The 12,982-nt window shown below is 60.3% G+C and carries 12 protein-coding genes; 6 read left to right on the top strand and 6 right to left on the bottom strand.

Translation table 11 applies throughout. From position 1 onward, the window contains the following. Positions 1 to 201 precede the first annotated feature (201 nt). A complete protein-coding gene (gene rcdA / locus QMG80_RS19440; protein ID WP_085770670.1) occupies positions 202 to 729 on the top strand; it encodes a protease adaptor protein RcdA in 528 nt (175 codons plus the stop codon). Positions 730 to 782: 53 nt separating this feature from the next. Here the strand turns inward: rcdA and cobU are convergent, their stop codons facing one another. From cobU to QMG80_RS19410, 6 genes are all read right to left on the bottom strand, one after another. Beyond that, positions 783 to 1,319, bottom strand: coding sequence for a bifunctional adenosylcobinamide kinase/adenosylcobinamide-phosphate guanylyltransferase (gene cobU / locus QMG80_RS19435; protein WP_085770669.1), 537 nt, complete (start codon positions 1,317 to 1,319; stop codon positions 783 to 785). Then, the gene (locus QMG80_RS19430) at positions 1,316 to 2,410 is read right to left on the bottom strand and encodes a cobalt-precorrin-5B (C(1))-methyltransferase (protein WP_085770668.1); all 1,095 of its coding nucleotides are present in this window, start codon (positions 2,408 to 2,410) and stop codon (positions 1,316 to 1,318) included. The genes cobU and QMG80_RS19430 overlap by 4 nt, the downstream gene beginning before the upstream one ends. 196 nt (positions 2,411 to 2,606) lie before the next feature. Next, entirely contained in the window at positions 2,607 to 3,029 is a 423-nt protein-coding gene (ndk, locus tag QMG80_RS19425; RefSeq protein ID WP_085773531.1) for a nucleoside-diphosphate kinase, read from the bottom strand. Positions 3,030 to 3,113: 84 nt separating this feature from the next. Further along, complete coding sequence (gene acuI / locus QMG80_RS19420; protein WP_085770667.1) at positions 3,114 to 4,100, bottom strand: acrylyl-CoA reductase (NADPH); 987 nt, start codon at positions 4,098 to 4,100, stop codon at positions 3,114 to 3,116. 101 nt (positions 4,101 to 4,201) lie between these two features. Further along, positions 4,202 to 6,724 (bottom strand): DNA translocase FtsK, encoded by a 2,523-nt coding sequence (locus QMG80_RS19415; protein ID WP_085770666.1) that lies wholly within the window; start codon positions 6,722 to 6,724, stop codon positions 4,202 to 4,204. 296 nt (positions 6,725 to 7,020) lie between these two features. Then, positions 7,021 to 8,310 carry a hypothetical protein gene (locus QMG80_RS19410; RefSeq protein WP_158658609.1) on the bottom strand — a complete coding sequence of 430 codons (1,290 nt, stop codon included), beginning with the start codon at positions 8,308 to 8,310 and terminating at the stop codon, positions 7,021 to 7,023. Positions 8,311 to 8,903: 593 nt separating this feature from the next. On the opposite strand from QMG80_RS19410, the gene QMG80_RS19405 reads away from it, so the two are divergent. The 5 genes from QMG80_RS19405 to QMG80_RS19385 all read left to right on the top strand — a co-directional run bounded on the left by QMG80_RS19405 (position 8,904) and on the right by QMG80_RS19385 (position 12,968). After that, positions 8,904 to 9,602 carry a response regulator transcription factor gene (locus QMG80_RS19405; protein WP_085773530.1) on the top strand — a complete coding sequence of 233 codons (699 nt, stop codon included), beginning with the start codon at positions 8,904 to 8,906 and terminating at the stop codon, positions 9,600 to 9,602. A 33-nt stretch (positions 9,603 to 9,635) separates the two neighbouring features. Further along, positions 9,636 to 11,531: a stimulus-sensing domain-containing protein gene (locus QMG80_RS19400; protein ID WP_085770664.1), complete on the top strand. Its 1,896-nt coding sequence runs from the start codon at positions 9,636 to 9,638 to the stop codon at positions 11,529 to 11,531. Next, positions 11,528 to 11,995 carry an HPr kinase/phosphorylase gene (locus QMG80_RS19395; protein WP_085770663.1) on the top strand — a complete coding sequence of 156 codons (468 nt, stop codon included), beginning with the start codon at positions 11,528 to 11,530 and terminating at the stop codon, positions 11,993 to 11,995. Before QMG80_RS19400 ends, QMG80_RS19395 begins: the two co-directional genes overlap by 4 nt. Positions 11,996 to 12,219: 224 nt before the next feature. Beyond that, complete coding sequence (locus tag QMG80_RS19390) at positions 12,220 to 12,657, top strand: PTS sugar transporter subunit IIA (protein ID WP_085770662.1); 438 nt, start codon at positions 12,220 to 12,222, stop codon at positions 12,655 to 12,657. Then, positions 12,654 to 12,968: an HPr family phosphocarrier protein gene (locus tag QMG80_RS19385; RefSeq protein ID WP_245300076.1), complete on the top strand. Its 315-nt coding sequence runs from the start codon at positions 12,654 to 12,656 to the stop codon at positions 12,966 to 12,968. Before QMG80_RS19390 ends, QMG80_RS19385 begins: the two co-directional genes overlap by 4 nt. The last annotated feature ends 14 nt before the right edge of the window (positions 12,969 to 12,982 follow it).

The raw sequence follows: 12,982 nt of genomic DNA, 5'->3' as shown, positions 1-12,982 counted from the left end.
AGCGCCAATTCGACGCCTCCCGGTTCCGCGAAGAGCCGCGGGACAGGCCGATTTTGGATCCCGGGCGCTGAACCCCTGTGTTAAGGTTACTAGATGCCTAAGCGCGCCGAGCTTTCGGTTTTGCGCTAGCTTGGTCGTGTCGAGCATCGCCGCGCGAGCGTCGGTGCGAATGAGTTCGCTCCTCCTTCGCGTGAGCGTGTGATGCGTGCCAAAGAAACAGTCGAAAGCGGGTCGCAGCCGATTTCGTTCATCGACCGCTTGACATCTGCAGAAGGCTTCTCGGCGCTCTTTCGCGAGGGCATGACGCTCGTCGAAGAGGCGGCGGCTTATCTTGACGGACAGGGCCGCGAAGAATCGAAAGCGCTCCCGCGCGCGGCCTCGCTCGCCTATGCCGCCGAGAGCATGCGGTTGACCACGCGTCTGATGCAAATTGCCTCATGGCTGTTGTTGCAGCGCGCCGTCAACCACGGTGAGATGACGCGCTCGCAGGCGGCGAGCGAACGCCATAGGGTGAAGCTCTCGCAACAGGACCTTGCCTCAAACCCGGAAGTCTTTGAGGCGCTCCCAGAAAAGCTGCGCCATTTGTCAATTCACTCGATGCGTCTGCAGGCGCGCGTCATCCATCTGGACCAATTGATCCACGCTCCCGCCGGCCACAGCTCGCAAAGACCCAGCCCGGTGGGACAGCAAATTGCGCGACTTCGCGACGCCTTCTCCGCCGGCGTCTAATCGCGCGGACTTCATGATCGTTCTATAATCTAAGCTTCCGACAAGAATCGGTTTTATCCCTTAACCTGCAGCGGGCATCCCGCGACGGTGAGCGTCACGCTCCCCGCAACGCGTGCGACGGCCTGATGCAATTCGCCGGCGGCGTCGCGAAAGGCGCGGGCCAGCGCATTTTCAGGAACGATTGTCATGCCGACCTCAGAGGAGACGGCGACGGTCAGAACTTTTCGTGAGGCCAAAGCCTCGACGAGCGCGTCGATCTCGACGTCGAGATTGGCGCCGGCGAGCAGGCGATTGGTGAGCCACAGGGACAAGCAATCGATGAGTACGGGCGCGTCCTCCGGCGCTCCGGCGAGCGCTTCGCAGAGCCGATGCGGCGCCTCGATCGTTTGCCATCGCCAATCGCGTCGCGCCTGATGCTTATCGATCCGCGCCGCCATCTCCTCGTCGAGCGCTTCCGCCGTCGCCAAATAGATCCAGGGCGGTGGCGACGCAGCGATCAGGCTCTCGGCGAAAGCGCTTTTTCCGGAGCGCGCGCCGCCCAGGACGAGGCGCAGTTGCGGATTCACAGCTATGGACCCGTCATCCTTCATTGCGTCGCCCGCGCAAGAAGCTTGCCTTCACGATCGAAGACGATGAGTTCGAGCTCGATCTGGGGAGCGGCCAGAGCGCGGATCGCGGTCTCGAGCGCTCGATCAGCGACCTGCGAGGCAAGATCGACACCCGCGCGCGAAGCGAGCTGGAGCGCCTCCAGGGCGCTATTTGCGCCAGCGAGGCTGCCCGCGAGCGCCGGGTCGGCGCCGGCCGAAGCGGCAAGGCGCGCAAGCGCGGAAAGATCGAGCGTGGATCGCGCGGAATGAAGATCGAGCGCGCCTTGCGCGAGCTTCGTCATTTTCGCAAATCCGCCAGCGAGCGTCAGCTTCTGGACGGGATGAGCCCGGAGATATTTGAGCAAGGCGCCGACGAAATCCCCCATCTCGATCAGCGCCTCCTCGGGCAGGTCATAGAGCCTGCGCACGGCGCCTTCCGAAACGCTGCCCGTCGCGGCGGCGACATGGCGCGCGCCGCAAGCCCTCGCCACGTCCACGCCGCGATGGATCGCGTCTATCCAGGCCGAGCAAGAATAGGGCACGACCACGCCAGTCGTGCCCAAGATGGAAAGTCCGCCGACAATGCCGAGCCTTCCGTTGAGCGTGCGCCTCGCGATTTCTTCGCCTCCGGGGATCGACAGCTCGATCGATACGTCGGGCAATGCGCCGAGCTCGTGCGCCGCCTCTGCGATATTCTCCCTTATCATCGCACGCGGCACGGGATTGATCGCCGGCTCTCCGACAGCGAGCAGGAGGCCAGGCCGCGTGACGGTTCCAACTCCAGGCCCTGCACCAAAGCTCACGCCGGCGCTGGGCCGGTTTCGCCTCACCTTCGCGACAATCGTGGCGCCATGCGTCACGTCAGGGTCGTCGCCCGCGTCCTTGACGACCCCGGCGCTGGCGAAGCCATCGCCTCGCTCCACCGCATCGACAGCAAAATCCACGCGCTGACCGGAGGGGAGAAAGATCGTGATGGGATTGGGCGGCGGCCCTTCACGGCATAGCGCGACAAAGGCCGCTCGCGCCGCAGCCGTCGCGCATGCGCCCGTGGTCCAGCCTCGTCTAAGCGGGACTGCCTTAGAGCCCTCGGTCATGGCGTGCCTATACCACTAACCCTACGGCGACATTCCGCCAAAAACGGCGAGTTGCTGCGCGGTCGAGGCCGAGGGCTGACGCTAGAGCGCGACGCGAAAAAGCGGGATCCGGTCTTTCACACAAATTCCGCTCTAACTTTTTTGGAATCGATCATGTTTTCTGCGCTCAGGCGGTTCCGCCTGAACGCAGTGTGATTTAGCCCACGATTTCATTGCCGGAGAAAAATTGAGCGATCTCGACGCTCGCGGTCTCCGACGCGTCGGAACCATGCACCGTGTTCTCGCCGACGTTCAGCGCGAATTCCTTGCGGATCGTGCCGGGCGCGGCGTTGGCTGGGTTGGTTGCGCCCATGACCTCGCGATAGCGGGCGATCGCATTCTCACCTTCGAGCACCTGCACGACGACGGGCGCCGCCGACATCTGCTCGACGAGCTCGCCGAAGAAAGGGCGCTCCTTGTGCACGGCGTAGAAAGTCTCGGCCTGACCGCGCGTCAGGTGCACGCGCTTTTGCGCGACGATGCGGAGTCCTGCGCCTTCGATGAGCGCATTGACCTTGCCAGTGATGTTGCGCCGCGTCGCGTCGGGCTTGAGGATTGAGAAAGTGCGTTCGATCGCCATGGGCGGGCGTCTCTTCTTTTTGAGGTTGAGGGAAGACGCGGCGCTTATAGCGGGCGCCTTGAAAAGGAGCAAGGCAGCGGAGTTTCAGCCAATTTCCACGACGATGCGTCCTCGCGCCTTGCCGTCGATCAGATCTTTCGCCCGCGCCAAGGCTTGGGAGAAGGGGATTGTCTCACGAATCTCGGCGAGCGCGGCGTGATCAAGCTCGCGCGCGATCCGCGTCCAGGCCTCGCGCCGCATCTCGAGACGCGGCCGCACGCTTTCAACGCCCAAGAGCGAGACGCCGCGCAGAATGAAGGGGGCGACGCTTCCCGGCAGGTCCATGCCGCGCGCATTGCCGCAGGCCGCGACGGCGCCGTCGTAATCGATCTGCGAGAGGATGTTGGCGAGCGTCGTGGAGCCGACCGTGTCCACGCCCGCGGCAAAGCGGCGCTGCTGCAAGGCTTTGCCCGGCGCGGCGAATTCATTGCGGTCGATGACCTCGGCGGCCCCGAGGCGGATCAAATAATCGGCTTCCTCCTGGCGGCCGGTGATCGCGATGACGCGCCAACCGCTCCGCGCGAGCAAGGCGACAGCGATCGAGCCCACGCCGCCTGCTGCTCCCGTCACGACGATGGGGCCTCTTGTGGGCTCCAAGCCGAACCGTTCCAGCGCCATCACGCAAAACATGGCGGTGACGCCGGCCGTGCCGATCGTCATCGCCTCCTCTGGAGAAATCCCCTCGGGCAGAGGCGCGAGCCACTCGCCAGAAACCCGGGCTTTCTGGGCCAATCCCCCGTAATGCGCTTCGCCAAGCCCGCAGCCGCCCGCGACGACAAGGTCGCCCGAATGGAAACCGGGATGCGTCGACGCCATGACGCGGCCGGTGAAATCCACCCCGGGTATCATCGGAAATCGGCGTACGACCGGGCCTTTGCTGGTGATCGCCAGTCCGTCCTTATAGTTCAGAGTCGAGTGGGTGATTTCGATCTCGACATCCCCATTCATCAATTCGGCGTCATGCATCACGACATAGGCGGCGCGTTGGCCGGCCTCGTCCCTGTCAATGCGGATGGCGCTAAACGTAGCCATTCTTGGACCCTCGGAGTTGCGTGGCTCGCACGCTGCTCCGCCGAATGTTCCTAACGAAGCTTGGCTTTGCAAAGCTGCTGCGCTTGGCGGCAGAGAATTTCCTACTCCGCGGCCTCTACATCGAAAGCGCCGCGATCGACTCCGCCGCCAACAAGAATCTCTCGCTTGCCCGCGTGATTGGGTGGGCTAACCAGCCCTTCTTTTTCCATCTGCTCCACGAGCGACGCGGCCTTGTTATAGCCGACCGATAGCCGTCGCTGAATGTAGCTTGTCGAGCATTTCTTGTCGCGAAGCACAATCGCTACGGCGCGATCATAAAGGTTGCCGCCTTCCTCCGCAGACATCGAGCCAGGCGCGGACGATTCGCCGTCGTCGGTCGATTCCTCTTCCGAGACGATCGCGTCGAGGTAAGACGGCTGTCCTTGCGTGCGCAGATAGGCCACGACCTTCTCAACCTCTGCGTCTGAAACGAAGGGGCCATGCACCCGGGAGATACGGCCGCCACCCGCCATGTAGAGCATGTCGCCCTGCCCCAGGAGCTGCTCGGCGCCCATTTCGGAGAGGATGGTGCGGCTGTCGATTTTGCTGGTCACCTGGAAGGAAATGCGCGTGGGAAAATTCGCCTTGATCGTCCCGGTGATCACATCGACCGAGGGGCGCTGCGTCGCCATGATCAGATGGATGCCCGCCGCGCGAGCCATCTGCGCCAAGCGCTGGATCGCGCCTTCGATATCCTTGCCGGCGACGAGCATTAAGTCCGCCATTTCGTCGACGATCACGACGATATAGGGGAGGGGCGCGAGATCCATCTCCTCCGTTTCGTAGATTGCTTCTCCGGTCTCGGGGTCGAAGCCTGCTTGGACGGTGCGCGTTATGACCTCGCCCGAAGCGCGCGCTTCCAGGACACGCGCGTTGAATCCGTCGATATTGCGCACGCCAACCTTGGACATTTTTTTATAGCGATCCTCCATCTCGCGCACCGCCCATTTCAGCGCGACGACAGCCTTCTTCGGATCGGTCACCACGGGGGTGAGCAGATGCGGAACATTATCATAGACCGAGAGCTCGAGCATTTTCGGATCGACGAGGATGAGTCGGCACTCCTGTGGCTTCAACCGATAAAGCAGCGACAGGATCATCGTGTTGATCGCGACGGACTTGCCTGAACCGGTGGTGCCGGCGACCAGAAGATGGGGCATGCGCGCGAGGTCGACCACGACGGGCTCGCCGCCGATCGTCTTGCCGAGGGCGATCGCCAGCTTGTGTTTTGTCTCCGTGAATTCCGGGCAGGCGAGCAATTCTCGCAAATAGACCATCTCGCGGTGCTGGTTCGGCAGCTCGATGCCGATCGCGTTGCGGCCAGGGACGACCGCGACTCGCGCCGAGATCGCCGACATGGAGCGCGCGATGTCATCGGCGAGGCTGATCACGCGCGAGGATTTGACGCCGGGCGCCGGCTCCAGCTCGTAAAGCGTCACGACCGGTCCGGGGTGCACATTGACGATCTCTCCGCGCACCGTGAAGTCTTCGAGCACCCTTTCGAGCTCCTGCGCATTATCAACAAGCGCTTGCGGCGAAAGCTTAGCTGCTCCGGACGGCTTCTTCGGCTCGGTCAGAAGCTCGAGCGACGGCGACGCGTAAGACTGCTCTCGAACTTCTGCGGTGTATCGGGGCTTGCGCGCCGAGGACGCGCTCGGTCGCGAAGGAGCCGGCTCGGAATCGCGCGGGCGCGAGACAAATGGGGTCACCGAACGCGAGCTTTTCGCTCTTGGCTCGCCAGGGCTAATATCCGGGGCGTTCGCCGGGTAATCGAAGGTCGGCTCTCGCTTTGAGTCGGAAAAAGGGGGGATGGGCTGCTCGACCCGCGTCTCCCGCGCGGCGCTCCTCGCTTTGCGCTCGGCAAACAGGCCTTTGATTCCTGCGTGGGCGGTCATGGCGTAGTGAAGCAGGGCTCCAAGCCAGACCAGCGCGGCGCTCGGCTCGCCGGCGACGTCCTCCTCGTCATATTCCTCAGACTGTCGCGCTCCGCGAGCCCGGCTGACCGCGTCATCCGCGCTTTCCCTTGCGCCGTTGAAGCCCATGCCCGCGGCTCCCGTTAGGCAAAGAATGGCTCCAAGGACTGCGACGAGGCCAACGACTGCCGCCCCAAGGGGGCCGCCCCCCACTGAGCGCCGTCCCAGCGAGAACAGCGTGTCGCCCAGCACCCCGCCGAGCCCCGTGGGCAGCGGCCAACGATCGGTGACCGGGAGCAGGGCGGCGGCCGTCGCCGCGCAGCAAACGCCCAAGAGCCACAGCACAGCCCGCCAAAGCGGTCTGTCAAAGCGACGGCGCCCTATGAGCCGGAGGCCAAAGCCGGCAAGCGGAAGAAGCGCTGGCGCCGCGCCAACGCCGATCGTCTGCATGATCAGATCGGCTACGATCGCGCCAGGCGATCCAAGCCAATTGCGCACGGGCGAATCGGTCGCATGATTGATCGATGGATCTCGCGTCGACCAAGTCGCTAGGGCCAGCGCCAACGCCCCGCACAGGAGAAGAAGCAGCAATCCGGCGAGCTCAATCACGCGCTTGCGCGCCGTGTCGCGCAGGGACTCAGGGACGGGTGCGATGGTCTGCCCGCGGGTCATGAGAGAGTGTGCCTTCTTTGCCGCGCTCGAAGCCGCGCTCACCCTCGGCTGAACGCCAATGGGCAGGATTATGCGAGAAGCTAGGAAATTTACAGTTAAGCGTGGATTAACTTCGGCGAGAAACCGCGCGCGTGTTTAATGGCTCCCGCCGCGGCTCCGTTTCGCCGCGGAGCCGCCGCTCTTCGCGGCGGCTTTCGGGCATGTCCCGGAAAAGCGAGAAACGGCTTTCCGGTCATGTTTCTACGCGATCGGGACGCGGCTTAGCGGGGTCCCCGGCTCGCGGCGCCAGCGTTTTGTTATGGCTGAAGGGTCTCAGCATAGCGAAACAACCTTGATCGTCTATAATTAAGGCGCAGCTTTAGGTCTGGACGCGCTCCCAGGAAGCTCGGCGTCACCTTAAATTCAGGAGGGCCTTCGACGAGTTCAAGCTCAAACGCCGCGGTAAGATCGATGAGGAGAAGCATGAGGTTCAATAGAACGATCTGAAAAACAATTCCACCACCGCAGGACAAATGATATAATGCAGGCAAATCTCTAGGATATTGTCGCCCTATGATTACGGAACTCGCTTTCTGGAGGTACCGTTCCGATCTGAAAATTACATGGGGTGATATCAGAATCTTGTCATTAGGCAGAAATTTGAGTCGACTCAAGTTAGTATCCGTTTGGCCAAGAAAAATAATCATATTATGTAGCGGTGACAATCGCAGAATTTCCAGAGAAGCGTCTTTGGCTGTGTGCGCCAGTCGCAGCTTATTCTTATTGATATCTCCGTTCGGTGAGGCGCATGCGTCAGCCTCTTTTTCAATAGCTGAGCTTACAGTTTTGTCGTGAGAAAGCATAAAGATGCCCCAGAAAAAAGCTTCAGCCGTGGCTTGCTGGATCGCATGCGCTAGCTGAAAAATTTCTTCGGAAGGAGAGGAAGGATGGGTGGCGCTGTAGGCATATCCGCAGATGCTCCTAGACTGCATATGCGTAAATGCTGTTTGTATTGCTGACTCTATAAATTGCAAAGATTGCTTGCAGGACCGCTCTCTATCCCGTATTTGACGTTTTTGGTTGCAGATGATGTTTATAGAATTCAGGTCTCTAGAGACGGAAACAAATTGGGCATGATGTGCAAACAATTCCTCGTCGATTATCAATGCTGATCTTACTCCAAAGAGGGCTGTAAAAGTGAATTTTGTGGCAAGAATAGTCGAAAAGCGCCAGGCGTCGAAGGAAGCGTGCCGGAGAGCAGAAAAAGCCGCTCTACGTAAATCTGCGAGAAGATCGTCGGCTAGGGCTTCGATGATCTCCAGAGATTCGCCTGGTTCTATTTTCGCTTTTGTCGGCGTATTTCCGTGTTTATGGGAAGCTTCATCCGTCGCCATTGGCAAGAGCATAGCAGATGGAGAGGTGGAGACACAAAGCGTTCCCGGGCGAAAGGGCGCATCTTGGATCAGCGCTAAGTCTCGAACCAAGTGAACTCGATGAAATCCCAGCCTTAGGGGCGTCGAGGCAGTGTCTGCGCTACTGGTTTTGTGCGCAAGGAACCCGAGAGGGTCGCGGATGAGCGCGGATCGGTCGGGAAACAATGGATTCATTCAAGCGCAATCCGGCAAGGATCTTGGGACGCATGGAGCCGTTGGAACGAACCACAGTTTTGATCGCGCGGGCCACAGCAAGCTGTCATTTCGATTGCTTGAGGTTGACCTAGTTTTTCGAAAATGGCCAGCGGCTTGCCTTCCAAAGAAATTCGTCCAAAATTGGCCCGGCGCTGGAGGTGAGCCGAGCGACCGTTTTTTGGCTCTGTTCGCGTCGTGTCGGCGACGCGTGACGCAGGCTTGGCCGCAGCATTGGCGTTTGCTCGGCTTTGGTGGTTGACTGCCGTCACAGACAGGCGTGCTGCGTCCAACGGTCGGAGTGAGTCCTCTTTGCCTCGTTGTCGGAGGCGTTCTCCTGCTCCGCGTCGCGGTCTCACCTGGCGCCCGTGTCATTTCGAGAGTCGCGGGACTCGATAAGAAGGCCTATATATGCGCCGTGGAAAAGAATCGGAGCGGCCGTTAGATGTGGGTCTGCGTCATGCGCGTCCGTCTGAGCGCAGTGGAGCGCCTTGCCGTGTGAGGCCTGCGGTCTTAGCCAGCATTTCTTCGTCCACTCGATTGGATGGCGCGCAGAACAACAGCAGGATTTGATGATGCCTACCATCGCTCTCGTGGACGACGATCGCAATATTCTCACCTCCGTTTCCATCGCGCTGGAGGGAGAAGGCTATCGCGTGCAGACCTATACCGACGGGGCTGCGGCGCTAGAGGGCTTGCGCGCCAATCCTCCGGACCTCGCAATCTTTGACATTAAGATGCCCCGTATGGATGGCATGGAGCTGTTGCGTCGGCTCCGACAAAAGTCCGACTTGCCCGTGATATTCCTCACGTCGAAGGATGAAGAGATCGACGAGCTGTTTGGGCTCAAGATGGGCGCGGACGACTTCATTCATAAGCCCTTTTCCCAGCGCCTGCTTGTCGAAAGAGTGAAGGCGATCCTCAGGCGCGCCAACCCAAAAGAAGTCGCCGCCCAAAAAGAGTCGGAAGCCAAAGTTTTAGAGCGCGGCGCGCTGACGATGGATCCGGAGCGTCACACCTGCACTTGGCGTGGTGATCCGGTGGTGCTGACGGTCACCGAGTTTTTGATCCTGCATGCGCTGGCTCAGCGCCCTGGCGTGGTGAAAAGCCGCAACGCGCTCATGGACGCTGCTTACGATGACCAGGTCTATGTTGACGATCGCACGATCGACAGTCACATCAAAAGACTGCGCAAAAAATTCAAACTGGTTGATTCCGATTTTGAAATGATAGAAACGCTCTACGGCGTGGGCTATCGCTTCCGCGAAGCCTGAGTTTCGCCGCCGGCACAGGAACTTGCGCGATCCATGACTGACGGGGGGCAGGCGCCGAGAACGGCGCAGCCGGTAGCTCGGACGGCCAGGCGGTCAGGTCGCGCCGCCTCGGTGCGAGTCGCCCGGATGCTTCGGGGTGCGCAAGCGCGTTTTGCTTCCTCGCTTACCCGACGGATCGTCGTATTGAACCTGGGCGGGCTTGTGGCTCTGTTGGGCGGGTTTCTTTATCTCAGTCAGTTTCAGAAAAATTTGATCGGCGCTCGATTGGAGAGCCTGGAAACGCAGGCGAAAATCATCGCTCAAGTGATGGCCGACTCCGCTAGTCAGGAGGACGCAGAAGACTTCACGGTCGTTCCGGAGGAAGCGCCTAGCAACTCGCCTCAAGCGAGACGAGGGCAAGTGGATGCTGGTCACGGCGCGCCAGGCTTCTCGCTCAACCCCGAGCGCATCGGCCCGATACTTTTCAAATTTGTCAATGTCACCCACACGAGGGCGCGCGTCTACGACCGAACTGGGGACCTTCTGGTCGACTCGCAGGCCTTGATTGAAAACGCCAAGCGCGCAGTCACGCCGGGCCTGAGCGAAGATGTTCTAACTGCAACACAGAAGTTATCGGCAAAACCAACGGCGTTTGAAGAATTCATGGCCGCGCTTCGGCGGTGGATGCGGCCGCAGCTTAACTTGTATGAAGATATAGGGACCAGCAATGGGAAATCTTATGAAGAAGTGAAAATGGCGTTAGATGAAGATTCGATGCCGCGTGAGGCGTCTATCCCGGCTATTCGCGCGAATGCGAAGGGGGAAACCATCGTCTCTATCGCTGTGCCGATTCAGGGGCGTCATCGGATTCTCGGCGCACTGATGCTCACAACGCTTAGTGGGCAGATTGATCGTATCATTAGCTATGAGCGCTGGGCTATTATTAGGATATTCCTGGTTTCCGCGGGCGTGATGGCTTTGCTCTCGCTGCTCTTCGCAAACGCCATTGCGGAACCGATGCGCCGGCTCGCGGAAGCTGCAGACAGAGTTCGGCGAGGGGTGAAATCTCGTCAGGAAATTCCTGATTTTTCTGACCGTCAAGACGAGATTGGTCACCTTTCCGGCGCTCTACGCGACATGACTCGCGCTCTTTACAACCGCATTGAGGCGATCGAACATTTCGCCGCGGATGTTGCGCACGAACTCAAAAATCCGCTCACGTCTCTACGCAGCGCTGTGGAGACTCTGCCAATCGCCAAGACTGAGTCCGCCCGTGATCGCCTGCTGGAAATCGTCAAGCACGACGTTGCCCGGTTGGATCGGCTCATCACCGACATTTCCGACGCGTCTCGCCTCGACGCCGAGCTTGCGCGCGCCGTCATGACGCCCTTGGACCTCTCCGCAATGCTGGAAGCCGTCGTTGAAATTGGGAACGCGGTGGAACGGCAGGACCAAGTAACAATCGAATTGACGAAGCAGGATCCCATTGGAGAAGGCGCGAGAAAGGGCTGGCGAGTGCTTGGACATGACTCGCGTCTCGCCCAGGTATTCGACAATATCATCGAAAACGCGCGGTCTTTCTCCCCGCCGGGTCGGCGCGTGCGCGTCCTGCTGCGGCCCGAGAGCGGCATCGATATGGCCGGTTATCGGCGGGAGGGATATGAAATCCTCATCGATGACGATGGCCCAGGCATTCCGCAAGGCGCCTTCGAAAAGGTGTTCGAAAGATTCTACACGGATCGTCCCAATCAAGGATTTGGCAATAACTCCGGTCTTGGTCTCTCGATTTCGCGACAGATCGTCGAGGCGCATGGGGGGCGCATACGCGCTTTGAACCGAACGGTGGGCTGTCCCGAGGGCACGGACGCGTCGACGAGCTTAAATGATCCCACCGAACGCGATCTCGTGCTCGGCGCGCGTTTTGCGCTTTGGTTCAAAGCCCATCCATGACATCTCCCAACTCCGTTCAGTGGATGCACGCCAACGCTCTCGTGCTGCGCGAAATGGGCTTGCTGTTGCGCGGCGGCTCCGGCGCTGGCAAAAGCGCGCTGAGCATGATGCTCGTCGCCGAGGCGCGCCTGAAGGGCGAGTTCGCCTGCCTCGTTGGAGATGATCGGATTGCGCTCGAGAACCGCAATGGGCGACTGATCGCTCGACCGCACATTGCCAACAGAGGCTTGATCGAGGTGCGCGGAATAGGTATCGTGTCCGTTCCTTTTGAAAGCGGTGCAGTTATTAGAGGGCTTGTCGACCTCTCTTCATCCGAGGGAAACGGTCCTGGCCGCCCGGCCGAGCTTAGGCGTGAGTATGAAGAAATCTGCGGGCTACCGGTGCCCAAGCTCGTGCTCGAAATGCGGGATGGGCTGGATCGCGTCAAAATATCTCTATTTTTACAATATCTTGAGTCGCGCTGACCCATGTCGCCGCTTTTTTCTTGCCAATTTCGCCGCATTGCACAAAATATGATGGCGAAACGCCTGCGTGACGGAATGTGTCGATATGCTGCGGCACCGGGTCAGGCCAATGATCCGCCGCCTCGGCTGCCGAGGGGGACTGTAATGGGCAAGGGCTGGGCGCTGGGGACGGCGGCCTATCGCTGTGTCGTCCAGTGTGACATCGCAACGAACGGTAATGCCGAATGATTGGAATTGTCCTGGTGGCCCACGGACATCTCGCGTTCGAGTTTCTCGCTGCGCTCGAGCATGTCGTCGGTCCTCAAAAGCAGATCGCTTCGATCTCCATCGGACCTGAAGACGATATGGAGCGGCGGCGACTGGAGATACTTGAGGCCGTCCGGCTCGCGGATACCGGCGAGGGTGTCGTGCTCCTTACGGATATGTTCGGAGGCACACCCTCCAATCTCGCAATTTCGGTTATGAACGGCAGTAACGTCGAGGTGCTGGCCGGCGTCAACCTGCCGATGCTCATAAAGCTTGCTACGGTGAGAGAAGGCCACACATTAGAAGAAGCCGTTCTGCAGGCGCAAGACGCGGGACGAAAATATGTCAACGTCGCGAGCAGGATCTTAAGCCCCCGATGCTCCACCCCAAGGGAGCCGACCGAGGCTCGCAAGTGAACCCGGACACTATCGAACGAGAGTCTCACTCCCCTGAAAAAACGCTCACTCGCGACTTCGTGATCGTCAACAAGAAGGGGCTGCACGCGCGCGCCACTGCGAAATTTGTGCAGTGTTGCGAAGCCTATGAGTCCGTCATCAGCATCACGAAGGACGACGAGACCGTGGGCGGGGACTCCATCATGGCGATCTTGACGCTCGGAGCGGCAAAAGGCTCGACGCTGCGCGTCACCGCAACGGGGCAAGACGCGGAGAAGGCGCTCGACGCCTTGGAGGCGCTTATCGCCTCTCGGTTTGGCGAGGGCGAATGAGCCTCGCTTGCCGG

Origin of the sequence: Methylocystis bryophila, from assembly GCF_027925445.1 — a bacterium.
GTDB classification, from domain to species: Bacteria; Pseudomonadota; Alphaproteobacteria; order Rhizobiales; family Beijerinckiaceae; genus Methylocystis; species Methylocystis bryophila.
Note: the sequence above shows the minus strand (reverse complement) of the source record. Positions and strands in the feature narration are given on the sequence as shown.